General features: G+C 64.9%; 22 protein-coding genes. 15 read left to right on the plus strand and 7 right to left on the minus strand.

The annotated features are described in order from the left end of the window. The first annotated feature begins 275 nt into the window (after nucleotides 1–275). The 3 genes from purM to NS365_RS08100 all read left to right on the plus strand — a co-directional run bounded on the left by purM (nucleotide 276) and on the right by NS365_RS08100 (nucleotide 2,709). Nucleotides 276–1,346 carry a phosphoribosylformylglycinamidine cyclo-ligase gene (gene purM, locus NS365_RS08090; protein ID WP_058599783.1) on the plus strand — a complete coding sequence of 357 codons (1,071 nt, stop codon included), beginning with the start codon at nucleotides 276–278 and terminating at the stop codon, nucleotides 1,344–1,346. After that, nucleotides 1,343–2,029 carry a phosphoribosylglycinamide formyltransferase gene (purN, locus tag NS365_RS08095; RefSeq protein ID WP_153003703.1) on the plus strand — a complete coding sequence of 229 codons (687 nt, stop codon included), beginning with the start codon at nucleotides 1,343–1,345 and terminating at the stop codon, nucleotides 2,027–2,029. The genes purM and purN overlap by 4 nt, the downstream gene beginning before the upstream one ends. 80 nt (nucleotides 2,030–2,109) lie before the next feature. After that, nucleotides 2,110–2,709, plus strand: a complete 600-nt coding sequence (locus NS365_RS08100) for an HdeD family acid-resistance protein (protein ID WP_058599784.1) — start codon at nucleotides 2,110–2,112, stop codon at nucleotides 2,707–2,709. Here NS365_RS08100 and NS365_RS08105 read toward each other — a convergent pair. Further along, nucleotides 2,706–4,811: a molybdopterin-containing oxidoreductase family protein gene (locus NS365_RS08105; RefSeq protein WP_058599785.1), complete on the minus strand. Its 2,106-nt coding sequence runs from the start codon at nucleotides 4,809–4,811 to the stop codon at nucleotides 2,706–2,708. The genes NS365_RS08100 and NS365_RS08105 overlap by 4 nt on opposite strands. A 107-nt stretch (nucleotides 4,812–4,918) precedes the next feature. Beyond that, nucleotides 4,919–6,031, minus strand: coding sequence for an alkene reductase (locus NS365_RS08110; protein ID WP_058599786.1), 1,113 nt, complete (start codon nucleotides 6,029–6,031; stop codon nucleotides 4,919–4,921). A 130-nt stretch (nucleotides 6,032–6,161) separates the two neighbouring features. Between NS365_RS08110 and NS365_RS08115 the strand changes: the two genes are divergently transcribed. From NS365_RS08115 to NS365_RS08125, 3 genes are all read left to right on the plus strand, one after another. Beyond that, a complete protein-coding gene (locus NS365_RS08115; protein WP_058599787.1) occupies nucleotides 6,162–7,004 on the plus strand; it encodes a 23S rRNA (adenine(2030)-N(6))-methyltransferase RlmJ in 843 nt (280 codons plus the stop codon). A 70-nt stretch (nucleotides 7,005–7,074) separates the two neighbouring features. Beyond that, on the plus strand, nucleotides 7,075–7,524 hold the full coding sequence (locus NS365_RS08120) for a hypothetical protein (RefSeq protein ID WP_244498402.1): 450 nt from the start codon (nucleotides 7,075–7,077) through the stop codon (nucleotides 7,522–7,524). Between the two features lie 11 nt (nucleotides 7,525–7,535). After that, the gene (locus NS365_RS08125) at nucleotides 7,536–8,132 is read left to right on the plus strand and encodes a glutathione S-transferase family protein (RefSeq protein WP_058599789.1); all 597 of its coding nucleotides are present in this window, start codon (nucleotides 7,536–7,538) and stop codon (nucleotides 8,130–8,132) included. Nucleotides 8,133–8,198: 66 nt separating this feature from the next. Here the strand turns inward: NS365_RS08125 and NS365_RS08130 are convergent, their stop codons facing one another. Next, nucleotides 8,199–8,852: an outer membrane protein gene (locus NS365_RS08130; RefSeq protein ID WP_058599790.1), complete on the minus strand. Its 654-nt coding sequence runs from the start codon at nucleotides 8,850–8,852 to the stop codon at nucleotides 8,199–8,201. 447 nt (nucleotides 8,853–9,299) lie between these two features. Between NS365_RS08130 and uvrC the strand changes: the two genes are divergently transcribed. From uvrC to NS365_RS08150, 4 genes are all read left to right on the plus strand, one after another. Continuing rightward, nucleotides 9,300–11,360: an excinuclease ABC subunit UvrC gene (gene uvrC / locus NS365_RS08135; RefSeq protein WP_430515417.1), complete on the plus strand. Its 2,061-nt coding sequence runs from the start codon at nucleotides 9,300–9,302 to the stop codon at nucleotides 11,358–11,360. 147 nt (nucleotides 11,361–11,507) lie between these two features. Then, on the plus strand, nucleotides 11,508–12,089 hold the full coding sequence (gene pgsA / locus NS365_RS08140) for a CDP-diacylglycerol--glycerol-3-phosphate 3-phosphatidyltransferase (protein WP_058599792.1): 582 nt from the start codon (nucleotides 11,508–11,510) through the stop codon (nucleotides 12,087–12,089). A 50-nt stretch (nucleotides 12,090–12,139) separates the two neighbouring features. Further along, entirely contained in the window at nucleotides 12,140–12,391 is a 252-nt protein-coding gene (gene moaD / locus NS365_RS08145; protein ID WP_058599793.1) for a molybdopterin converting factor subunit 1, read from the plus strand. A gap of 1 nt (nucleotide 12,392) precedes the next feature. Next, nucleotides 12,393–12,854 carry a molybdenum cofactor biosynthesis protein MoaE gene (locus NS365_RS08150; protein WP_058599794.1) on the plus strand — a complete coding sequence of 154 codons (462 nt, stop codon included), beginning with the start codon at nucleotides 12,393–12,395 and terminating at the stop codon, nucleotides 12,852–12,854. Nucleotides 12,855–12,924: 70 nt separating this feature from the next. Here NS365_RS08150 and ndk read toward each other — a convergent pair whose 3' ends face one another. Together ndk and NS365_RS08160 are read right to left on the minus strand one after the other, a co-directional pair. After that, nucleotides 12,925–13,347 (minus strand): nucleoside-diphosphate kinase, encoded by a 423-nt coding sequence (gene ndk, locus NS365_RS08155; RefSeq protein ID WP_019995658.1) that lies wholly within the window; start codon nucleotides 13,345–13,347, stop codon nucleotides 12,925–12,927. 75 nt (nucleotides 13,348–13,422) lie between these two features. Next, nucleotides 13,423–14,115, minus strand: a complete 693-nt coding sequence (locus NS365_RS08160; RefSeq protein WP_058599795.1) for a glutathione S-transferase family protein — start codon at nucleotides 14,113–14,115, stop codon at nucleotides 13,423–13,425. A gap of 27 nt (nucleotides 14,116–14,142) precedes the next feature. Here NS365_RS08160 and NS365_RS08165 point away from each other — a divergent pair, with 27 nt between their 5' ends. The 3 genes from NS365_RS08165 to NS365_RS08175 all read left to right on the plus strand — a co-directional run bounded on the left by NS365_RS08165 (nucleotide 14,143) and on the right by NS365_RS08175 (nucleotide 17,617). Continuing rightward, nucleotides 14,143–14,649 (plus strand): DinB family protein, encoded by a 507-nt coding sequence (locus NS365_RS08165; protein WP_082684504.1) that lies wholly within the window; start codon nucleotides 14,143–14,145, stop codon nucleotides 14,647–14,649. A 42-nt stretch (nucleotides 14,650–14,691) separates the two neighbouring features. Next, entirely contained in the window at nucleotides 14,692–16,596 is a 1,905-nt protein-coding gene (locus tag NS365_RS08170) for an ABC-F family ATP-binding cassette domain-containing protein (RefSeq protein ID WP_058599796.1), read from the plus strand. A gap of 142 nt (nucleotides 16,597–16,738) precedes the next feature. Continuing rightward, nucleotides 16,739–17,617: an alpha/beta fold hydrolase gene (locus tag NS365_RS08175; protein WP_058599797.1), complete on the plus strand. Its 879-nt coding sequence runs from the start codon at nucleotides 16,739–16,741 to the stop codon at nucleotides 17,615–17,617. Here NS365_RS08175 and NS365_RS08180 read toward each other — a convergent pair. Together NS365_RS08180 and NS365_RS08185 are read right to left on the minus strand one after the other, a co-directional pair. Continuing rightward, on the minus strand, nucleotides 17,568–18,020 hold the full coding sequence (locus tag NS365_RS08180) for a DNA polymerase III subunit chi (protein ID WP_058599798.1): 453 nt from the start codon (nucleotides 18,018–18,020) through the stop codon (nucleotides 17,568–17,570). The two genes, NS365_RS08175 and NS365_RS08180, sit on opposite strands and share 50 nt — an antisense overlap. Before the next feature lies 1 nt (nucleotide 18,021). Beyond that, nucleotides 18,022–19,521, minus strand: a complete 1,500-nt coding sequence (locus NS365_RS08185; protein ID WP_058599905.1) for a leucyl aminopeptidase — start codon at nucleotides 19,519–19,521, stop codon at nucleotides 18,022–18,024. A 265-nt stretch (nucleotides 19,522–19,786) separates the two neighbouring features. Here NS365_RS08185 and NS365_RS08190 point away from each other — a divergent pair, with 265 nt between their 5' ends. Both NS365_RS08190 and lptG read left to right on the plus strand, forming a co-directional pair. Further along, nucleotides 19,787–20,980 carry an LptF/LptG family permease gene (locus NS365_RS08190; protein WP_058599799.1) on the plus strand — a complete coding sequence of 398 codons (1,194 nt, stop codon included), beginning with the start codon at nucleotides 19,787–19,789 and terminating at the stop codon, nucleotides 20,978–20,980. Beyond that, entirely contained in the window at nucleotides 20,977–22,056 is a 1,080-nt protein-coding gene (lptG, locus tag NS365_RS08195; protein ID WP_058599800.1) for an LPS export ABC transporter permease LptG, read from the plus strand. Before NS365_RS08190 ends, lptG begins: the two co-directional genes overlap by 4 nt. The last annotated feature ends 1 nt before the right edge of the window (nucleotide 22,057 follow it).

Genomic DNA, 22,057 nt, shown 5'->3' on the forward strand with positions numbered 1-22,057 from the left:
GAGGGCGGGCGGGCGCGCTCGACTGTCGAGATAGGCAGCCCCTCCAAGACGGGTCAAGCCCTGGCAGAGAGCATGTGCACAAAGGGGAAAACTCGAACGATGCGGCGGTCGGAACAGCCCCGGCAGACGAGTTCTTCACCCTTCCTCAACCCTATCCCTCGCCGCCGCGCGCACGAACCGCGTCTTTCGGCCGAGATTCGTGGCGATCTCACGCATGGAAAGTCTTGCCCGCGCGATGCGACTGTGCGAACTCGCCCCAAACGGGAACCGCTGCCATGACCGCCGAGACCACGAACGGTTTGACCTATGCCGAAGCCGGCGTCGACATCGACGCGGGCAACGAACTCGTCCAGCGCATCAAGCCGCTGGTGCGCTCGACGCGGCGTCCAGGGGCCGACGGCGAAATCGGCGGGTTCGGCGGGTTGTTCGATCTGAAGGCGGCCGGCTTCACCGATCCGGTTCTGGTTGCGGCCAATGACGGCGTCGGCACCAAGCTGAAGATCGCGATCGACACCGGCCTGCACGACACGATCGGCATCGATCTCGTGGCCATGTGCGTCAACGATCTTGTGGTTCAGGGTGCGGAGCCGCTTTTCTTCCTCGACTATTTCGCGACCGGAAAGCTTGACCCCGCGCAGGGCGAAGCGATCGTAGCCGGCATCGCCGAGGGCTGCCGTCAGGCCGGCTGCGCGCTGATCGGCGGCGAGACGGCCGAGATGCCCGGTCTTTACGCTGAGAAGGACTATGACCTCGCCGGTTTCGCCGTGGGCGCGGCCGAGCGCGGCCGGCTTCTGCCGAGCGCCGAACTGACCGAGGGCGACGTCATTCTCGGCCTCGCCTCCTCCGGCGTCCATTCCAACGGCTATTCGCTGGTGCGCCGCATCGTGGAGAAGGCCGGCGCGGCTTATGACGCCCCTGCCCCGTTCGACACCAGCCGCACGCTGGCACAGGCTCTGCTGGAGCCGACGCGCATCTATGTGAAGCCGCTGCTTGCGGCCATCCGCGCCGGCAACGGCGTGAAGGCGCTCGCCCACATCACCGGCGGCGGCTTCCCGGAGAACATTCCGCGCGTTCTGCCCGACCATCTGCGCGCCGATATCGATCTTCACGCCGTCGCGGTTCCGCCCGTTTTCGCTTGGCTCGCTCAGCAGGGCGGTGTTGCCGAAGCCGAGATGCTGCGCACCTTCAATTGCGGCATCGGCATGATCGTCGTCGTGTCGCAAGCGGAAGCCGCCTCGGTCGCGGCCATTCTCCAGAGCGAAGGCGAAAGCGTCGTGTCGCTCGGTCGCATTCTGACACGTGGGAGCGAGAAGCCGGTGACTTTCAACGGCGGGCTGGCGCTTTGACTGAAGGGGCTCGCAAGCGGGTCGCGGTCCTGATCTCAGGACGCGGCTCCAACATGAAGGCGCTGCTCGAAGCGGCGGGACGCCCCGACTATCCCGCCGAGATCGTTCTTGTCCTGTCGAACCGCCCCGAGGCGCAAGGGCTGGAGACCGCTCGCGCGGCGGGCATCGAGGCCGTGGCCGTCGATCACAAGCTTTTCTCGTCACGCGAGGCGCACGAGGCCGAGGTCAACGCCGCGCTGGAGCGCGCGCAGCCGGACATCATCTGCCTGGCCGGCTATATGCGACTTCTGACACCGGCGTTTACGGCGCGCTGGGCCGGGCGGATGATCAACGTTCATCCCTCGCTTCTGCCGCTCTTCCCTGGCCTGCACACGCATGAGCGCGCCATTGCAGCGGGTGCCCGGCTGCATGGCTGCACCGTCCATTTCGTCACCGAAATCATGGATGAAGGTCCGATCATCGGGCAGGCCGTCGTGCCGGTGCGACCCGGCGATACGCCGGACGACCTCGCCGCGCGGCTGATCCCTGTCGAGCATCGGCTTTATGTCGAGAGCCTCGCGCTCTTCGCTTCGGGCGGCGTCTCCATGGACGGCGCGAGTTCGCACTTCACGCCGAAGCCCGGCGATGCGAAGGCCCCGGCGCTTCTCTCGGTCGGCGGCCGAGCCTTTCTGTTGGAGCATTAACAAAGCTTCACAAGCCCGGGCGGAACCCCCTTGGCCGGCACTCCATTTATGCGTCGAGATGTCGCACAAAGGAGGTTCACATGGTTTCGCTCCCTGACTTTTCCTCGTCCGGCACATTCCGCCAGGACACCGCGCCGATGCAGCGCTTCCTGCATGATCACTGGAAGTTCTACGCCTTCCAAGGTGGCTTGCTTTGTGTCGTCGGCATCCTCGCGCTCGTCGTGCCATTGGCCGCGACGCTGGCTTCGACGATCTTCTTCGGATGGCTGATGCTGCTGGGCGGCGCGGTGGGTCTCCTGTCCGCCATCCGCGCCCGCAACGCGCCGGGCTTCTGGTCCCACATTCTGCTGGCCGTGCTGTCGGTGCTGCTCGGCGGGGTCATTCTCTGGAACCCGATGGCCGGCGCTGTCACGCTGACCTGGGTTCTGGCTCTCTACTTCCTGCTGGTGGGCATCGCGAGCTTTTCGATCGCAGGCGCTGTCAGAGATTCGACCAGCCGGCATGTGCTCCTGATCGCCTCGGGCGTTCTCAATGTCGCGCTCGCGCTCATGATCGTTCTGGGTCTGCCGGGAACGGCCGTCTGGGCGATCGGTGTGTTCCTCGGCATTTCCTTTCTCTCGTCGGGCGTCGGCCTCCTGATGTCGGCCCTCGACGCCCGCAAGACCTTACCCAGCGTCTAAAGCGCTCGCAGCCAGACGCGATTGTCATGAAAGGCCGCGCCTCCGAAGGGCGCGGCCGGGTCCGCTCCGGTCAGCACGTTGATCCCTTCGCCGCGCTCGAAAGCCCCGTTCGGCCATAGCCCTTCATGGATCAGAACGCCGGGCTTGGTCGCCGCGTCGATCTTGAGCGCAAGGACGATATCGCCGCGCCGATTGCCGATCTCGACGCGCTGACCATCTGCCAGCCCAAGCCGCGTGGCGTCGTCCGGGTGCATCTTGAGTTCGGGCTTACCCTCGCGCTTTCGCGAGCCTTCCGTTTCCGCGAAGGTGGAGTTCAGGAACTGACGGGCCGGCGGCGTCGCCAGCCGGAACGGGTGCTCCGCGTCGGCGTCTTCGATCAAGGCCGCATGGTCGGGAAAGCTCGGCAGCTTTTCGACCGGCCCGAGCAATCCCATGCTTTCCGGCGGGCGATCGGGCGCGGAAAGGCTCGCCCAATCGACGCGGAAGCGGAAGCGACGGTCGGCGGTCGCGAAGCCGGCGAGATAATGCGCCTCCTTGAAGCCCGGCTGCACGTCGAGCCAGCGTTCGGCTTCCAGATGCGCCAGGCCCTCATAGCCGCTGCGACGCAGAAGATCGTCGATCAGCTCGCGCTCGCTCATACCGAAGCCCGGCCGATCCGCGACGCCGAGGCGCTTGGCGAGTTCCTCCACCACGAAATGGTTGGTTCGCACGGTCTCGGGCGCGTCGATCAGCTTCGGCCCGAACAGGATATGGCTCTGACCGCCGCCGCGATAGATGTCGTCATATTCCATCGAGGTCGCCGCCGGCAGCACGAGATCGGCCAGGCGCGCCGTATCCGTCATGAACTGCTCGTGGACGGCGACGAAGAGATCCTCGCGCCGGAGACCGCGCACGACATCGCGCTGCTCGGGCGCGACATTGGCCGGATTGGTGTTCTGCACGATCATCGCCGTCACCGGCGGCCCGCCGGCCAGCGCGCCCTTGTCTCCGGTCAGCACGGCACCGATGCGGGACTGGTCGAGATAGCGGATGGACGTGTCCTCATCGCCCAGCCCTTCGATGAGAGCCTTGTCGAAGCGCCAGAGCGCGCCGTTGTTATGAAAGGCCCCGCCGCCCTCGTGCTGCCAATGGCCATAGACGGTCGGCACCGAGAGCGCCGCGTGCATCGCGACCGCGCCGTTGCGCTGGCGCGAAAAGCCGTAGCCGAGCCGGAAGAAGGTGCGCTTCGTGCGCCCGATCAGGGCGGCGAAACCCTCGATCTCCTCGACCGACAGGCCTGTGATGGCGCTCGCCCATTCCGGCGTGCGGCTTTGGAGATGCGCCTCCAGCCCGGCCGGGTCGTCGCCATACTGCGCGAGATAGGCGCGGTCGGCCGTGCCGTCGCGAAAGCCGATATGCATGAGGGCGCAGGCCAGCGCCCCGTCCGTGCCGGGCCGCAGCTTCAGTGCGATATCGGCCTGCTTCATGGTCGGGTTATCGTAGATGTCGATCACGACGATGGGCGCGCCGCGCTCCTTCCGGGCGCGAACGGCGTGGGTCATGACGTTGACCTGCGTCGCCACCGCATTGGTGCCCCAGATCACCACGCAGTCGGACTGGGCCATTTCGCGCGGGTCGACGCCCGCCAGCCGCCCCGTGCCCGCGACGAAGCCCGTCCAGGCGAGATTGGTGCAGATGGACCCGAATTCGCCGCTATAGCGCTTGGCATGGCGCAGGCGGTTGATGCCGTCGCGCTGCACGAGCCCCATCGTTCCCGCGTAATAATAGGGCCAGACGGCTTCCGAGCCGTAGCGCGCCTCGGCCGCCAAGAACTTCTCGGCCACGAGGTCGAGCGCGTCGTCCCAGCCGATTTCGCGCCACTGGCCCTCCCCCTTGGCCCCGACCCGCTGAAGCGGCTTCAGGAGGCGGTCGGGATGATGCACGCGCTCGGCATAGCGGGCGACCTTGGCGCAGATCACGCCGGCCGTGTAGCTGTTCCCCTCCGCCCCGCGCACGCGGCCGATGCGGTTGGGGGCGAGGATTTCCACTTCGAGCGCGCAGGTCGAAGGGCAATCGTGCGGGCAGGCGGTGAAGCCGGTGCGGGGCGTGACGTGCTGGTTCATGGCGCGATCCTATCGCACGCACCGAGCCCGGCCCCAATTCATTTTCGACATGCGACGCATCAAACTGCGTGAGGCCGGCCCGCCATGGGCCGACCTCGGAGCCTGCCTCAGGCCGCCTGCCCGTAGCGCGCCTGTTCCTCGGGGGTCAGTGCGGGATAGTCCGTATAGCCGTGCTCATCGCCGCCATAGAACGTGTCCTTGTCCCAATCGTTGAGCGGCGCCCCGAGGCGGATGCGCGTGACGAGATCCGGGTTGGAAATGAACAGCTTTCCGAAGCACACGAGATCAATCTCGCCGGCCTCGAGGCGCTGTTGGGCGAGCGGGATGTCATACTCGTTGTTGCCCATGTAGGTGCCGTGGAAGCGCTGGCGCAGGGCGTGATAGTCGAAGCCGTCCTTGTCGCGGTCGCCGCCGGTCTGCCCTTCGATCACATGGAGATAGAGAAGGCTGCGCTTGTCGAGTTCCTCGACATAGGCATTGAAGAGGCTCTGCTGATCGCTCTCGCTGGAGCCGCCCATGACCGTGACGGGCGAAATGCGGATGCCGACATGCTCCTTGTCCCAGGCCGCCACCACGGCGTCCACGACCTCGAGCGGAAAGCGCATGCGGTTTTCAATGGAGCCGCCGTAGCGGTCCGTGCGCGTGTTGGTGCCGTCCCGCAGGAACTGGTCCAGCAGATAGCCATTGGCCGAGTGCACCTCGACCCCGTCGAAGCCGGCGGCGCGGGCGTTCCGCGTGGCGCGCACGTAGTCCCGGATCAGGCGCGGGAGTTCGCTCTCCTCCAGCGCGCGCGGCTCCACATGGTCCTTGAAGCCCTCCTCCGTGAAGGCCTTGCCGCTCGGCTTGACGGCGGACGGTGCGACCGGCAGCTCGCCGTCGGGCTGGAGGTCCGGGTGCGAGATACGGCCGACATGCCAGAGCTGGAGCACGATCTTGCCGCCCTCGGCATGAACGGCGTCGGTCACCTTCTTCCAGGCCGTGACCTGCTCGTCCGAATAGATGCCGGGCGTCCAGGCATAGCCGCGCCCCTCGACGGAGATGTTGGTTGCCTCGGAAATGATCAGACCCGCCCCGGCGCGCTGACGATAATATTCGACATGCATCTCCTTGGGCACGCCGTCGGAGGTGGCGCGCGAGCGGGTCAGCGGCGCCATGACGGTGCGGTTGGAAAGATGCAGCGGACCGAGGTCGAAGGGTTCGAAAATCTTGGACGGGGCCATCGACGGTTCCTTGTCTGGAATTTTGCGCAGAGCGCAGTTTCAGGTACGAGACGGCGAGATAGGTGCTCGGGTTCCGCATCGCGGCATCGAACGGGTGAACAGAGCGTCCTCAAACGCGAAAGAAATCGACGTGAACTACCGCCACGCCTTTCATGCCGGCAATTTCGCAGATGTCGTCAAACACGCCCTGCTCTGCTCGCTGATCCGCTATCTCCAGCGCAAGGAGAAGCCCTTCCGCGTCATGGACACCCATGCCGGCCGCGGGCTCTACGATCTGTCGGGCGACGAGGCGCGGCGCACCGGCGAAGGGGCGGAAGGCATCGATCGGCTGATCGCCTCGCCCGCCTGGGACGATCCGCTTCTGGCCGACTATCGCGCGGCCGTGGAAGACACGCGGGCGCGGTTCGGACCGGACGCCTATCCCGGCTCGCCTCTGATCGCGCGCCATCTCCTGCGTCGGCAAGACCGGCTGAGCGCCTACGAGCTTCACCCGGTCGATGCCGCTGCTCTCGCCGAGCAATTCGCAGGCGATGTGCAGGTGAAGACGATCGAACTCGACGGCTGGCTGGCCCTTGGCGCCCATGTGCCGCCGAAGGAAAAGCGCGGGCTCGTCCTCATCGATCCGCCCTTCGAGCGGACGGACGAGATCGAGACAATCGTCGAGCAATTGCAGCGTGCCCATGCGCGCTGGCCGGGCGGCATCTACGCCGTCTGGTATCCGCTGAAGCGTCCGGCGCAGTACGGGCGCTTTCACGACCTGCTGCGCGATAGCGGCATACCCAATATCGTGGCGGCCGATTTCTGGCGCGAGCCCTTCGCGCCGGACGAGCCGCTGGTCGGCACCGGCTTCGTCGTCGTCAACCCACCCTTCACCTTTGCCGAAGAGGCGAAGGCGCTCATGAGCTTGCTTCAACCTGTCCTGCAAACCTCGACGCAAGCGGAATGTGGCGTCCGTGTGCTGGCCGAAGAGTGATTCGGTGCAATATGGTGGCCAAACGATGATTCTCGCGCGCCACTCCGCCCGCATTCGAGGAAGCCGCACCATGCGCCGACGCCTTTCCGCCGCCCTCAGCCTCGCCATCGCCACATCCGGCGTCGCCCCCGCGTTGGCTGCCGACTATGTCGAAGCGCCCCCCGTGGTCGTGACGACGACGGCGCTCGTGCCAAGCTGCGAAGACCCGAGCGTTCTGGCGCAGGTCGAAGATCAGTTCGAATATGGCACGCCGAACACCGTTCACGCGGCGCTCCAGGTCGTGGAATTCTCCAACCTGTTCGAGAAGTCCTACCAGCCCAAGGGTGGCCACAAGCTGATCGAGCGCCGCTACTGCCAGGGCACGGCGCTGATCTCGTCAGGCGAGCGCCGCACGATCTATTATGTCATCGAACATCCGATGGGTTTTGCCGGCGTCAGCTGGCGCGCGGAAGGTTGCTTCCTTGGCCTCGACCCCTGGAAGGTGTACGGCGCGAATTGTGAATCGCTTCGCCGCTTCTAACGGGAGCCCTTATGCGCCTTCTCTACTCCAAGCCTTCGCCCTACTCGTCGAAGGTTCGCATGTCCGCGCATCTGTGCGGGATCGAACTCGACTGCGTCTCGACGGATACGAGTGCTGAGGGCGACGACCTTCTGCGCACCAATCCGATCGGCAAGATCCCGGCGCTGGAACTGGACGACGGCTCGACGCTCTACGACAGCCGCGTGATCTGCGAGTATCTCGACCGGGTGAGCGGCAATCTCCTGATCCCGCAAGGGCTGGAAGCCTGGACGCTGTGCAAGCGTATCGAGGCGCTGGCGGACGGGCTAACCGAAGCCGTGATGGCGACGCTCTATGAAGTGCGCTATCGCCCGGAAGAGAAGCGGCATCAGCCCTGGGTCGACAAGCAATGGCGCCGGGCGCACCGCGCCCTGGACGTTCTGGAGGGCGACCTCGCCCATCTGCCGGCCGAGCCCAGTCTGGCGCATTTCGCGGTCGCGAGCGATCTCGGCTGGATTCAGCTTCGCTATCCCGGCACCTTCGAAGAGAAGAACCCGGGGCTCGTGCGCTGGCTCGAAGCCTTCTACGCCGCGAACCCGGCCTATGAAGCGATGAAACCTGCGGCTTGAGTTAAGAAACCCCAGACATGCGAACGGCGCCTTTCGGCGCCGTTTCCGTTTCCGGTGTGTGAATTTTCAGAACTTCACGCCGAGGCCGGCCCGGATCGAGTGCTCGTCGAAGCCCGACGAAATCGCAACGTTTCCGAGATCATAAGTCTTCTCGCCGAAGTCGGAATAGCGATATTCGACCCGCGAGGTGACACCCTTGGCGAGCTTGGCCTCGACACCCGCGCCGACCGTGTAGCCGAGATGGGTCTGATCGTCGGTCAACCCGCGAAGGGTCAACTCCTGGTTCGAGACGGCGAGACCCCCCGTGGCGAACAGAAGGATCGGGTCATAGGCGATGCCGACCTGCGCGCGCAGCGAGCCGAACGCCGTGGAGTCGCTCGAAATCGGAACGCCCGTCGCGACATTGAAGCCGCCCGCGTTCACATCCGATGCGCCGATATCGGCTTCGAGACCATAGACGAAGCGTTCGGTCTGAAGGCTATAGCCGGCATAGACGCCGCCAACCGCGCCTTCGCCATTGTAGCTTGCGCCGCCGGTCTGGTCGAAATGGGCAAAATTGTAACCGACGAAACCGCCGGCATAAGGGCCGGACCATGTGTAGACGGAAGGAGCCGGCGCTGCGGGCGCCGGTGCCTCGGGCAGCACCGCATCGGCCGCTTGCGCCGCCGGGGTCAGGATCATCAGCGTCGCGCCAAGCGCAAAGGCGCCGAACACCTTCATCGAACCCACTCCATCCCAGGCGGCTTCATCGCCACCGATTGATCGACCTTGTCTGAGCCAACGCCTGCTTGAACGGCGCGTTCCCAAACTTCACGTCCCGGCAAAAGTTGCGTTTCAGCAAACTTTGCGTTTCAGCAAACTTCGCGTTTCGCCAAAATGCCGCAGCCGGACGATTGACATCCTGCCGTACGGCTCCAGACGATATAAGCGCGAGTCGGCGCCGCCGCCAATTGCAGCGGGGTGACACTCTCCGGCATATCCGACACGACGGTCGCCACAAGCGGGATCCCTCGTCGCCCTCAAGCCGCCATCATACCCCTCCCATTGGGCGAGCGAGGAATCATATAAGGAGACGGCGTGCCGAACGGCCGAACCCGGCGGCGATGGCGCACCGCCATGCGACACAAGGGGCGCGGGCTCGCACCGCGCTTTGGCAGCGAAGACGACATGATGGATGATCTGACCCCCGAGATCGACGACGACGACGAGGACGGTTTTGGCGAAGAGCTGGACGCGGAGATCGCGGCCGAGCCTTCGTCGGCCGCCAGCCTCGTCGCCGCGATCGAATGGGACGATGGCGGGCGCGACGTCGATCAGACGCTGGTGGGCGCCGATCTGATCGCAGCCTTCCAGAAGCAGTTGCCGAACAGCCCCGGCGTTTATCGCATGTTCGACGAGGCCAATGAGGTTCTCTATGTCGGCAAGGCGAAGTCACTGAAGAAGCGCGTCGCGAGCTACACGAGGATGGCCGGCCATACCAACCGGATCATGCGGATGATCCGCGCGACCCGGCACATGGAATTCGTGACGACGCGCACCGAGACCGAGGCGCTGCTTCTCGAAGCCAATCTGATCAAGCGCCTGCGGCCGCGCTTCAACGTCCTGATGCGGGACGATAAGTCCTTTCCCTATATTCTCGTGTCCGACGATCACGAGGCACCGGCCATCTTCAAGCATCGCGGCGCGCGCTCGCGAAAGGGCAGCTATTTCGGACCCTTCGCCTCGGGGGGCGCGGTCGGGCGAACGGTGGCCTCGCTCCAGCGCGCTTTTCTCCTGCGCACCTGCACGGATTCGGTCTACGAAACGCGCACGCGTCCTTGCCTGCTCTACCAGATCAAGCGCTGCTCCGGCCCCTGCACCCGCGAAGTCTCGCTGGAGGATTATGCGAGCCTCGTCAACGATGCGAAGGGCTTCCTGTCGGGGCGCTCCAATCAGGTAAAGCAGGCGATTGCCGGCGCGATGCAGGAAGCGGCCGAAGACCTCGATTTCGAGCGCGCGGCGGTGTTTCGCGATCGCCTCTCAGCGCTGGCCCATATCCAAGGCCATCAGGGCATCAACCCGCATGGCGTCGAGGAAGCCGATGTCTTCGCCATTCATCAGGAAGGCGGCCTGACCTGCATTCAGGTCTTCTTCTTCCGCACAGGGCAGAACTGGGGCAACCGGGCCTATTTCCCGAAGGCCGACTCCACGCTGGAGCCCGGCGAGGTGCTCGGCGCGTTTCTGTCGCAGTTCTACGACGACAAACCGCCCGCCTCGCTGATTCTCCTGCCGGTGGAGGTGGAGGACGGCCCCGTTCTGGCCGAGGCGCTGGCGACCAAGGCCGGTCGGCGCGTTCAGATCGCCGTGCCCCGGCGCGGCGAGAAGAAGGACCTGGTGGACCACGCGACCGCCAATGCGAGCGAGGCGCTGGGCCGACGGCTCGCCGAAACCTCCTCTCAGGCGCGGCTTCTGGCTGGCCTGAAGGAGACATTCGGCCTTGAACAGGTGCCACGCCGGATCGAGGTCTTCGACAATTCCCACATCATGGGCACCAACGCCGTCGGCGCGATGATCGTCGCCGGGCCGCAGGGCTTTGCCAAGAATCAGTATCGCAAGTTCAACATCAAAGGCACCGACATCACGCCGGGCGACGATTTCGGCATGATGCGCGAGGTCATGACCCGGCGCTTCTCGCGCCTTCTGAAGGAGCATGGCGACGCGGGCCCCGCGCCCACGCTCCAGCCGACTGAGAGCGAAAGCGCGGAAGAGGCGCTGGCCAGCGCCGAGATGCCGGCTTGGCCCGACCTCGTGCTGGTGGACGGCGGCAAGGGGCAGATTTCAGCCGTGCGCAAGATTCTGGACGAACTCGGCATCGCCGACAAGGTCACGACGATCGGCGTCGCCAAGGGTGTCGATCGCGATGCCGGGCGCGAGCGCTTCATCGTCCAGGGCCGCGATCCCTTCTCCCTACCCCCGCGCGACCCCGTTCTGTATTTCGTGCAGCGGCTCCGCGACGAAGCCCATCGCTTCGCCATCGGCACGCACCGGGCCAAACGGAAGAAGGAGCTGACCGCCAATCCGCTGGACGAGATCGGCGGCATCGGTCCTTCGCGCAAGCGGGCGCTTCTGCATCATTTCGGAACCGCCAAGGCCGTGTCGCGCGCCGCCTTCGACGATCTCCTGAAGGTCGAGGGTATTTCGGCGGCCATGGCCAAGACGATCTACGATCATTTCCACGAGCGACAATGAGGGATCGCGGCCGGGAATCGACCGATCCAGCCGCAAAAGGCGGGCGGCGATGTTGACGCAGGCCCGCCGCCGCGTTTGAACAGGCGATCAGCAAGCCCATGGCAGCCGCATTCGCATTCTGCCGCCCATCCGAACCGGACCGAACTCATGGCCTCCAAGGCGCTGAACCTTCCCAATATCCTGACCTACGCGCGAATCGTCGCCGTGCCGCTCGTGGTTCTCTGCTTCTTCGTGGAAGGAAAGCTGCATGGTTCGGACGCCGCGCGCTGGTGGGCGCTCGGCCTTTTCGTCGTCGCAAGCGTCACGGATTGGCTCGACGGCTATCTCGCCCGCGCCTGGCAGCAGACCTCGACCATCGGCCGGATGCTGGACCCGATCGCCGACAAGCTCCTTGTGGCGGCCGCCCTCCTCTTGCTGGCCGCCGACGGCACGATCGCGGGATGGACGATCTGGGCGGCGATCGTGATTCTCTGCCGCGAAATCCTTGTCTCGGGCCTTCGCGAATATCTGGCGGAACTGAAGGTCTCCGTCCCGGTGACGCGCCTCGCCAAGTGGAAGACCGCGACGCAGATGGTGGCCATCGCCTTCCTGCTGGCCGGCCCCGCAGGCGACGCGCTGGTGCCGTTCATCACCAAATCCGGCATCGTGCTTCTCTGGATCAGCGCGATCATCACGCTCTACACCGGCTACGATTACTTTCGCGCGGGGCTGCGCCATATCGACGTGTGACCCCTTGCCAAGGCGCTTCCGGCCTCGGGCGGGCAGAACGAGGATGGGATATGAAGGTCGTTTATTTCGCCTGGATTCGTGAGCGCGTCGGCCTCGACGAGGAGGAGATTGCGCTTCCCGCCGGTGTGGTCACGGTGAAGGATTTTCTGCACTGGCTCAAAGGGCGCGGCGAAAACTACGCCAATGCGCTTCAAGCAACCGAGACCGTGCGCGTGGCGCTCGATCAGGAACATGCCGAGCATTCCGAACCGCTCGGCGAATGCAGCGAAGTCGCGATCTTCCCGCCCATGACGGGCGGCTGAGATGAACGCGGTCGCGGTTTCCGTCCGATCGGCGCGAATCGACCTCGCAGCCGAAATGGCCGCCTTCGCACCCGATGGTGAAGCAGGGGCGGTCGTGACCTTCACAGGCTATTGCCGGGACGAGCAGGGACGCCTCTCCGCCCTCGAACTCGAACATTATCCCGGCATGGCCGAACGCGAGATCGCGCGGATCGCGGCTGAGGCGCGCGGGCGCTGGTCCCTGTCGCGCATCGCCTGCATCCATCGCTATGGGCTCGTTCGCCCAGGCGAGGAGATCGTCTTCGTCGCCTGCGCCTCGACCCATCGCAGCGCGGCCTTCGAGGCGGCGAGCTTCGTGATGGACTTCATGAAGACGCGCGCCCCGTTCTGGAAACGCGAGCATCTGAAGGACGGCACGACGGGCGGTTGGGTCGAGGCGAAGGACACCGACGACCATGCCGCCGACCGCTGGCACCGCCTCTGACGACTGACCGAAGCAAACGAAAACGCCGGCCCGAAGGCCGGCGTCCTGAACACGGATCGTTCTGGCTGGATCAGCCGACGATTTCGGTCTCGGAGAACCAGTAGGCGATTTCTTCCTTGGCGGTCTCGGCGGCGTCCGAACCATGCACCGAGTTCTCGCCGATCGACAGCGCATGAACCTTGCGGATCGTGCCCTCGGCGGCCTGGGCCGGGTTGGTCGCGCCCATCAGCTCGCGATTGCGCGAGATGGCGTTCTCGCCTTCCAGCACCTGAACGATCGTCGGGCCGGCCGACATGGACTCGACCAGCTCGCCGAAGAAGGGGCGTTCCTTGTGGACGGCGTAGAAGCCTTCCGCCTCGCGGCGGCTCATCCACACGCGCTTGGAAGCGACGACGCGAAGGCCACCCTCTTCCAGCATCTTGGTGATCGCGCCGGTCAGATTGCGACGGGTCGCATCAGGCTTGATCATGGAGAAGGTACGTTCGATCGCCATCGGCTCTATTCCCTGGGGAGTTGGAGGATCGGCCGCTCTATAGCGGCGGCCCCGCGCCTCGGCAAGGACGCGCCGTCACGCGGCCGAAACCGAGCGCCCTTCCCCGCCATGCAGATCGAGGCAGCGCTCGAACCAGTCCGCCACGGGATCGCCCACCTCCAGCACCTGGAAAGTCGAAACGATACGGAGCCATTGGAAGGCGCTGAAGACGATGTAATCGGCAAAGCGCGGCTCGGCCCCGCCGATGAAAGACTGCTTCTGGAGCGCCGCGCGAAGCGGCTCCAGCGAGCGACGGAACGCGGCGAGCTTCTCGGCTTCTCTCCCATCCTGCACCGCCTCCAGCGGCCGACCGAAAGCGGCTTCGCGCTTGGCGCGGAAGAAGGCGCGGTTCTCCTCGTCCAGCACGTCGTGAATGTCGAGAATGGCGACCGAGGCGATATAGGGGTGGATCGTGCGCTGCGACCAGCTTTCCACGAAGCGCGTCACGCCCTCGCCGGCTTCGCCGCCGAACAGCGACGGTCGGTCGGGATAGGCGCGGTCGAGATAAAGGGCGATGGCGAAACTGTCCTGCACCACCTCGTCGCCGTCGCACAGCACGGGCACGGTGCGCCCGGTTCCGTTCTCGACCGACGCGACCTCGGTGAACGACACCGGGCGGCTCTCGAACGATAGCCCCTTGTGCGCCAGCGCCAGGCGCGCCTTCCAGCAATGAGGGGAGAAGGGCCGCTGCGAATCGCGCCCGACAAGTTCGTAAAGTGCTAGAACCATGGCCTGCCTCCGGGATGGGATCAGCCTATGTATCACGAACAGCTGATGACGTTTGCCGCCTATAACAGCTGGGCCAATGCGCGCCTGTTCGAGGCCGCCGCGGCGCTGGGGCCGGAGCGCTTCGCCGAGGATCGGGGCGTGTTCTTTCGCTCCATGCGGGGGACGCTCAATCACCTCCTGGCCACCGACCGCATCTGGATGCGCCGTTTCACCGGCGAAGGGGACGCGCCCGATCGGCTCGACGCGGTTCTCTTCGAAAAGTTCGAGCCGCTGCACGAAGCGCGCGTGAGCGAAGATGCCAGGATCGAACGCTATATCGCTTCTCTGGACGAGGCGCGGCTGGCCGGTGAGTTCCGCTACACGCCGATCACACGGCCGGTAGAGGTCTCCGGCCGGCTCGGCCCGGCGCTGTTTCATCTCTTCAACCACCAGACCCATCATCGCGGGCAGGCCCATGCGGTGCTCACCGGCTTTGGGCTGGAGGCGCCCGGCCTCGATCTGATCGCCTTCCTGCGCGAAACCGGGCGGGACTGAGGGACTCTTTCGCCGAGGCGCCAAACATGGCAAAAGCGCCCCATGCTTCAGATCAACGACTTGTCCGCCCGCGTCGCGGGACGCCTTCTGATTGACCATGCCAGCCTGATGATCCCGAGCGGGACCAAGGTGGGGCTCGTCGGCCGCAATGGCGCAGGCAAGTCGACCTTGTTTCGGGTCATTACCGGCGAACTCGCCTCCGAGACGGGCAGCGTCTCGATCCCCCGGGGAACGCGCATCGGCCAGGTGGCGCAGGAAGCGCCGGGCACGCACGAGTCGCTTCTCGAAATCGTCCTGAAGGCCGACGAAGAGCGCGTGGCGCTGCTCGCGGAAGCCGAGACGGCAACCGATCCCGACCGCATCTCCGACATTCACCTGCGGCTCGCCGATATCGAGAGCCATTCGGCCGAGGCGCGCGCCGCTGCCATCCTGTCGGGCCTTGGCTTCGACGCACAGGCGCAGGCGCGCCCGGTGGGGAGCTTTTCGGGCGGCTGGCGGATGCGCGTCGCGCTGGCGGCCGTTCTGTTCTCGCGGCCCGACCTTCTGCTTCTGGACGAGCCGACCAACTATCTCGATCTCGAAGGCACGCTCTGGCTCGAGAATTTCGTGTCGCGCTATCCCTATTCGGTGCTGATCATCAGCCATGACCGCGACGTGCTGAACAACGCCGTCAACGCGATCGTGCATCTCGATCAGAAAAAGCTCGTCTTCTATCGCGGCGATTACGACAGTTTCGAGCGCCAGCGCGCCGAGAAGCTGGAGCTTCTGCAAAAGGCCATCGTCAAGCAGGACGCGGCCCGCAAGCATATGGAAGCTTTTGTCGAGCGCTTCCGCGCCAAAGCGAGCAAGGCCCGTCAGGCCCAATCCCGCCTCAAGGCGCTGGAACGGATGAAGCCGCTTCAAGCCATCGTCGAAGAGCATGTCACGCCCTTCGTCTTTCCCGAGCCGGAAAAGATCCTCGCGTCCCCGATCATCCGCATGGAAAACGTCTCGGTTGGCTATTCGGCCGAGCGCTCGATCCTGCGCAATCTGAACCTGCGGATCGACGCGGACGACCGGATCGCGCTGCTCGGCGCGAACGGCAACGGCAAATCCACCTTCGCCAAGCTGATCGCCGACCGCCTGCGGGAACAGAGCGGCTCGATCACGCGCGCACCCGGCCTCAAGATCGCGATGTTCGCGCAGCATCAGATCGACGACCTGCGCCCCAACGAGACCGCCGTGCAGCATGTACGCCGGCACATGCCCGATGCGCCCGAAGCCAAGGTCCGCGCGCGTGTGGCTCAGATGGGCCTGCCGACGCAGAAGATGGACACGGTGGCCGACAGCCTGTCGGGCGGCGAGAAGGCCCGCCTCCTCATGGGCCTTGCCACCATGGACGCGCCGAACCTTCTGATTCTGGACGAGCCGACCAACCACCTGGACATCGAAGCACGCGAGAGTCTCGTTCACGCCTTGAACGACTATTCAGGCGCGGTCATCCTCATCAGCCACGACCGGCACATGGTCGAGGCGACGATGGACCGGCTCTGGATCGTGGGCGACGGCACTGTTTCGCGTTACGACGGCGATCTGGAAGACTACAAGAGGCTGATCCTGTCCGGCGCGCGGACGGCGGGTGGAAATCAGGGAGAGCCTGTCGCCGTCGTGGACGCGCCGGCCGCCGTCTCGAAGGTGGACCAGCGCCGCGCGGCCGCCGAAAAGCGCGAAGCCCTGAAGCCGCTCAAGAAGAAGATCTCCACTCTGGAAATCCAGATGGGTCGCTTGCAGCAGACCATTGCCGAACTCGACGGCAAGCTGGGCGACCCCGCGCTCTACACCAAGGACCCGGCCAAGGCCGCCGATTTCGCCAAGCAGAAAGCCAATGCCGAGCGCACGCTGGAGAAATGCGAGGGCGAATGGCTCGAGCTTTCGAGCGAACATGACGCTGCGATGGCAGATGGGTAAAATCCTTAACAAGGGCTAAGTTGCGAAAAGTTAAGGCAAGCTCTGGTTGCTAAAGCTTGAGCGGGAGGGAACCGCCCTTTAATTCTCCCGTTCAGCGCCCGTACGACATGCCTCGGTGGCGCGGTCGACTCGGGGTTATGCCATGCTTCGATCCATAGCGACCTTTTCGATCGCCCTGTTTGTCGCAGCCGTTCCGGCCACGAGCGCGCCGCGTCCGTTTGTCAACGGACCGATGCCGAATCAGACCGGTTACGCGGCCGTGAACGGCATCGAGATGTTCTTCCGCGTCTATGGTCGTGGCTCGCCGATCCTGCTCATCCATGGCGGCTTGTCGGACAGTCGCGTCTGGCGCGCGCAGATCGAAGCTCTGTCGGCCCATCACATGATCATTCTGGCTGACAGCCGAGGCCAGGGCCGCTCGACGCGCACCAGCGATCCCATCACATACGATCTGATGGCCGAGGACTATCTCGAGCTTCTGGATGCGCTCGGCATCGAGCGCACCGATCTCGTCGGCTGGAGCGACGGGGGCATTATCGGACTCGATCTCGCGATGAAGCATCCCGAGCGTTTGTCGCGCATCTTCATTCAGGCTGCGAACGCCACGCCGGACGGCGTGAAGGATTACGATCCCGCGACGGCCGTTGTGCCCGAGCTCAAGCATTATGACGATATCTCGGACGAGATCGAAGCTCTTTGGGCCAACGAGCCGAACTTCACGGCGGATGATCTGCGGTCGATCCGCGTTCCCACGGAAATCGTGATCGGGGATCATGACGAGGCCATCAGCCGCCGGCACACTGAATATCTGGCGCGCACCATTCCCGGCGCGCGTCTGGTCGTGCTGCCCGATGTCGGCCATTCCGCCCCGCTGGAAGACCCGGAAGGCTATGCCGAAGCGGTTCTGGCCTTCGTGGACAAGCATGACGCGCCCGTCCACGATCCGATCCAGTTCGGGACCGTGCGTCAGGCTACGCTTTCTTTACCCAACGACGATCTTCCGTTTGTTGCCAGTAAGTGACCGTGTGCCCGGCGGATTTCTCCGCTGTCCAGCGCGCTCTGGCGGAAGCCACCTGTTCGCCGTCATGTCCGTCGAAAAGATAGACGCCGCGCTCGCAGCCGTCGAGACTGGCTGGTACCGCCCCTTCCACCATGAAGCGCACATGCGGATCGTTGGCCCGCTGCTCGGGCTCGGTGGTCAGAAGAATCGGCTGAAGCGCGCCTGAACTATCGGCATCCGTGCCATGCGGCAGGAAGCTATCCTCCCGATAGACCCAGAGATGCTGGTCCAGCGCGTCGCGCCGCTCGGTCGTCACCGTCTGTACGATCGCGCGCCATCCGCGCGCCAGCGAACGCTCGAGGAGGTCCGGCAGGGCCTCCTCGAGACGGCTTTCCGTCAGGTGATAGAAGAGAACCTCCGCCACCTCAGCGGGCTTCGTAATGCTCTTCCACCAGGCGGTTCAGCAGGCGAACGCCGAAGCCCGAGGCCCAGGACTGGTTGTACTCGTTGGAGGGCGAACCCATCGCGGTGCCCGCGACGTCGAGATGAGCCCAAGGCACATCGTTGACGAAGCGCTGAAGGAACTGCGCGGCGGTGATCGAGCCGGCGGAGCGCCCGTTGCCGACATTCTTGATGTCGGCGAACTTTCCCTCGATCATCTTGTCGTAGTCCTTGCCGAGCGGCATGCGCCAGACCTTCTCGCCCGTCTCCAGGCCGGAGGACAGAAGCCGCTCGGCCAGTTCGTCATTGTTGGAAAACAGGCCGGCATGCTGGTTGCCGAGCGCGACGATGATGGCCCCCGTCAGCGTCGCGAGGTTCACCATGAAGCGCGGCTTGAAGCGGTCCTGCGTGTACCAGAGCGCATCGGCCAGAACGAGACGGCCTTCGGCGTCGGTGTTCAGCACCTCGATCGTCGTGCCGGACATGGCGGTCACAATGTCGCCCGGACGCTGGGCCATGCCGTCCACCGCGTTTTCCACGAGACCGACGACGCCGATCGCGTTGACCTTCGCCTTGCGGCCAGCCAGCGCGCGCATCAGCCCGACCACGGCCGCAGAGCCGCCCATGTCGCCCTTCATCTCGTCCATGCCGGCCGCCGGCTTGATCGACACGCCGCCCGTGTCGAACACCACGCCCTTACCGACGAAGGCGACGGGCGCCTCGCCCGCCGCGCCGCCGTTCCAGCGCATGACGCACAGCCGCGCCGGCGTCGGAGAACCCTGCGAAACACCGAGCAGCGCGAACATCTTCAATTCGCGCATCTGGTCTTCGTCGAGCGTCTCGACCTCCAGACCGGTGGCGCGAAGCGCCTCGATGCGAGCCGCATATTCCGTGGTGGTCAGGATGTTGGCGGGTTCGTTGACGAGATCGCGTGCCAGCCGAACACCTTCGCCAACGGCCTCCAGCTCCTCGAATGCGCCTTTAGCGGCCTCGGGCTCCGAAACCGCGATGGTGACGGACAGAGGCGCGTCAGCGGCGTCGTCCTCGCCTTCCTTGGCCTTCTTCGACTTGTAGCGGTCGAACTTGTAGAGGCGCAGCAGCACGCCGAGGCCGATCGAGGCCGCCTCGCGTGAGTTCGGGACGGTGGTGGCGCCCGCTGTCCAGATCGTCGCCTCTGTCGCGCCCGAGAGCTTGGCGGCGATCGCGCCCCCGAGCTTCAGCCATTCTTCCTCGCGCGAAGCCTCCTCGCCCAGTCCGCCGATCAAAAGGACGCGATCCAGCCCGCTTTCGGATGGCGCGATCGTATCGACACTCGCCAGCGCCTTGCCCTTGAACTTGCCGAGCGAGGCCGCGCGCTCGGCCGCACTCTTCACCGCCTCCGGCAGACCGTCCGGCAACGCGCCGTCGCGGCCGGTGACGAGCACCAGAACACCGGACGAGGGAAGCGCGGGCGCAGCGAATTGGATGGTCGGCAGACTGGACATGAAGACCCCGATGAGATGGCAAAGAGCCCAAGGGCTCGGAAAATCGGACAGCAGCGCGCAGCGGCGTTGCTTGGGGCGCATCTTGGCCGTGGAGGAAGCGATTGCAAGGGTGGCCACGGCATTAAGAAAAGGCTAACCATCTTTGTTCGCCCTTCTTTAGCCAAGCTGGAGCAGTCTACCGCAGCCAGATATATCGAACGATCGGGTTCGAACGCTGCGCCGAGCCCCCGGCGCCCGCAACGGGATCGCCGGAACCGCAAAACGCATGAAGCTCATCGAACGCTACATCTTCAAGCGCGTCGCCGTTTACAGCGTCGGTTCGCTGGCCGCGCTCGTGATGATCGTCTGGATCGTCCAGGTTCTGCAACGGCTCGACATCGTGCGCACCAGCGCGACAGCCGCCGGCAACATCATCTGGATCGCCCTCATGCTGATGCCGGATCTTGCGGCCGGCGTTATTCCCTTCGCACTTCTGATCGGCGCGATTCAGGCCCTGAACTCGTTGAACGCCGATTCCGAACGCGCGGTGATCGCGGCGGCCGGCGGATCGCGCAAGGTGATCTTCAAGCCGATTCTCTATCTCGCCTTCGGCGCGGCGGCGATCATCGTCATCAATTCCAACTTCATCGGCCCGGCTGCGTCGAGCGCGTTTCAGAACGGTATCCGCGCCATCAATGCCGATGCGATCAGCCTGTTTCTTCAGCCCGGCCGCTTCGAGCGCGTGCAGGACGGGTTGGTGATGAGCATCGACGAGGCGCGCGGCTCGAATGTGCGCGGCCTCTTCCTATCGGATACGCGCGACCCGGCGCTGGACCTGACCTATTTCGCCCGCGAGGCGCAGATCGTGGAGCGCGAGGGTCAGTCCTATCTGGTTCTGGACGATGGTCAGCTGCATCGTCGCAACAACACGAACGGCACGGTTTCGATCATCGAGTTCCAGACCTATGCGTTCGATCTCGCCAATCTGCGACCTGTCGAAACGGGCGACTGGATCCGCATGTCGGAGCGCTCGACCCGCGAGCTTCTGAACCCCGATCCGAACGACAAGGTGTTCCAGCTGCATCCCAACCAGTTCGTGGAGGAGCTGGCGCAACGCCGCACCGACTGGCTCTTCCCGATCGCCTTTGCTCTGTGGGCGCTGGTCATCGCCTCCCATCCGCGCACCAACCGGCAAGGACCGGGACCGGCCATGGCGCTGGGGCTGGCCGGCGCGCTGTCCTTGAAGGCGATCGGCTTCGTGTCGCTTTCGCTCATCAGCAAGAATCCGCGCTACGCCGTCGTGATCTATTCCCTTCCCGCCGCCGCGATCCTGTTCGACATCTGGCTTCTCTGGCGGGACGTGAATGTCATCGAGCATCCGATTGTGCGCCGCTTCACGGACGGCTTCCGCTGGGTCGGCGCGCAATTGGCGCGACTTCTCCCCTCGGACCGCTCGACCTCGGGGGCAGGCCGCGCATGACCCGGCGGACGATCAATCTTTATTTTCTGCGGCGCTACGTCGTCAGCTTCATCTCGACGCTGATCGCCGTCTTCGCCCTGACCTATCTCATCGACATGATCGAGGTCAGCCGCCGAGGCGCTTCGCAGGACGTCTCCTTCGCCACGATCGCGACCATCTCGGCGCTTCGGGTTCCGGCTTTCATCGAGCAGGCTTTCCCCTTCATCATTCTGTTCTCGTCGATCTTCACGCTGGTTTCGCTCAACCGCAAACTGGAACTCGTGATCGCGCGCGCCGGCGGCATGTCGGTGTGGCAGATCATTGCGCCCTTCGCCCTTGGTTCCTTTTTGATCGGCGTCCTGTCGGTCGGCCTCTACAATCCGATCGCGGCTGCGGCGCAGGCGCAGTCGGCGCGGCTGCAAACGGCGACGGCCGGCGTCGTCACACAAAGCAACGACCGCTCGCCTTGGCTACGCCAAACGGGCAAAGGCGTGGAATCGATCATCGGCGCCAAAGCCGTGTCGGATGGCGGTGCGACGCTCGGCGGCGTCACGGCCTTCATCATGCGTGAGGAAGGTGTCGTGTCGGAACGGATCGACGCCGCGCAGGCCCGGCTTGAGAACGGCGAATGGGTGATCGAAGACCCGCTTGTGACCCGCGTCGGCTCACCGCCCGTTCGCGAGTCCCGCGTCACCATCCCGACGACGCTTCTTCCGGAATTCATCGAACAGCGCCTCGCCAATCCCGATGCGATCTCCATTTGGGAGCTCGGGGGTAAGATCGAAGTGGCGCGGAGCCTCGGCTACAATGCCGATGCGTTCGCCATGCGGTTCAACGCCCTGATCGCGCGCCCCGCCCTGTTCGTGGCCATGACGCTCGTCGCGGCCACCGTGGCTGTGCGTTACACGCGATTGGGACAATCGAGCGGCACGATCGTCGGTGGCGTCGCGGCGGGCTTCGTGCTTTACGTGATAACGTTCCTGGCCCAAGCGCTGGGAAGCAACTCCGTGATTCCGGCTGTGGTCGCAGCCTGGTTCCCGGTCGTGGCGGCGGGTTTGTTCGGGACGACAATCCTGCTCCATCAGGAGGATGGTTAGA

It is taken from the genome of Aureimonas ureilytica, from assembly GCF_001475935.1.
GTDB classification, from domain to species: domain Bacteria; phylum Pseudomonadota; class Alphaproteobacteria; order Rhizobiales; family Rhizobiaceae; genus Aureimonas; species Aureimonas ureilytica_A.

What these genes read in the sequence shown, in the direction of transcription:
- purM (WP_058599783.1), top strand. Translation starts at nt 276, where the DNA reads ATGACCGCCGAGACCACGAACGGTTTGACCTATGCCGAAGCCGGCGTC.
- NS365_RS08100 (WP_058599784.1), top strand. Translation starts at nt 2,110, where the DNA reads ATGGTTTCGCTCCCTGACTTTTCCTCGTCCGGCACATTCCGCCAGGAC.
- NS365_RS08105 (WP_058599785.1), bottom strand. Translation starts at nt 4,811, where the DNA reads ATGAACCAGCACGTCACGCCCCGCACCGGCTTCACCGCCTGCCCGCAC.
- NS365_RS08110 (WP_058599786.1), bottom strand. Translation starts at nt 6,031, where the DNA reads ATGGCCCCGTCCAAGATTTTCGAACCCTTCGACCTCGGTCCGCTGCAT.
- NS365_RS08120 (WP_244498402.1), top strand. Translation starts at nt 7,075, where the DNA reads ATGCGCCGACGCCTTTCCGCCGCCCTCAGCCTCGCCATCGCCACATCC.
- NS365_RS08125 (WP_058599789.1), top strand. Translation starts at nt 7,536, where the DNA reads ATGCGCCTTCTCTACTCCAAGCCTTCGCCCTACTCGTCGAAGGTTCGC.
- NS365_RS08130 (WP_058599790.1), bottom strand. Translation starts at nt 8,852, where the DNA reads ATGAAGGTGTTCGGCGCCTTTGCGCTTGGCGCGACGCTGATGATCCTG.
- uvrC (WP_430515417.1), top strand. Translation starts at nt 9,300, where the DNA reads ATGATGGATGATCTGACCCCCGAGATCGACGACGACGACGAGGACGGT.
- pgsA (WP_058599792.1), top strand. Translation starts at nt 11,508, where the DNA reads ATGGCCTCCAAGGCGCTGAACCTTCCCAATATCCTGACCTACGCGCGA.
- moaD (WP_058599793.1), top strand. Translation starts at nt 12,140, where the DNA reads ATGAAGGTCGTTTATTTCGCCTGGATTCGTGAGCGCGTCGGCCTCGAC.
- NS365_RS08150 (WP_058599794.1), top strand. Translation starts at nt 12,393, where the DNA reads ATGAACGCGGTCGCGGTTTCCGTCCGATCGGCGCGAATCGACCTCGCA.
- ndk (WP_019995658.1), bottom strand. Translation starts at nt 13,347, where the DNA reads ATGGCGATCGAACGTACCTTCTCCATGATCAAGCCTGATGCGACCCGT.
- NS365_RS08160 (WP_058599795.1), bottom strand. Translation starts at nt 14,115, where the DNA reads ATGGTTCTAGCACTTTACGAACTTGTCGGGCGCGATTCGCAGCGGCCC.
- NS365_RS08165 (WP_082684504.1), top strand. Translation starts at nt 14,143, where the DNA reads ATGTATCACGAACAGCTGATGACGTTTGCCGCCTATAACAGCTGGGCC.
- NS365_RS08170 (WP_058599796.1), top strand. Translation starts at nt 14,692, where the DNA reads ATGCTTCAGATCAACGACTTGTCCGCCCGCGTCGCGGGACGCCTTCTG.
- NS365_RS08175 (WP_058599797.1), top strand. Translation starts at nt 16,739, where the DNA reads ATGCTTCGATCCATAGCGACCTTTTCGATCGCCCTGTTTGTCGCAGCC.
- NS365_RS08185 (WP_058599905.1), bottom strand. Translation starts at nt 19,521, where the DNA reads ATGTCCAGTCTGCCGACCATCCAATTCGCTGCGCCCGCGCTTCCCTCG.
- NS365_RS08190 (WP_058599799.1), top strand. Translation starts at nt 19,787, where the DNA reads ATGAAGCTCATCGAACGCTACATCTTCAAGCGCGTCGCCGTTTACAGC.
- lptG (WP_058599800.1), top strand. Translation starts at nt 20,977, where the DNA reads ATGACCCGGCGGACGATCAATCTTTATTTTCTGCGGCGCTACGTCGTC.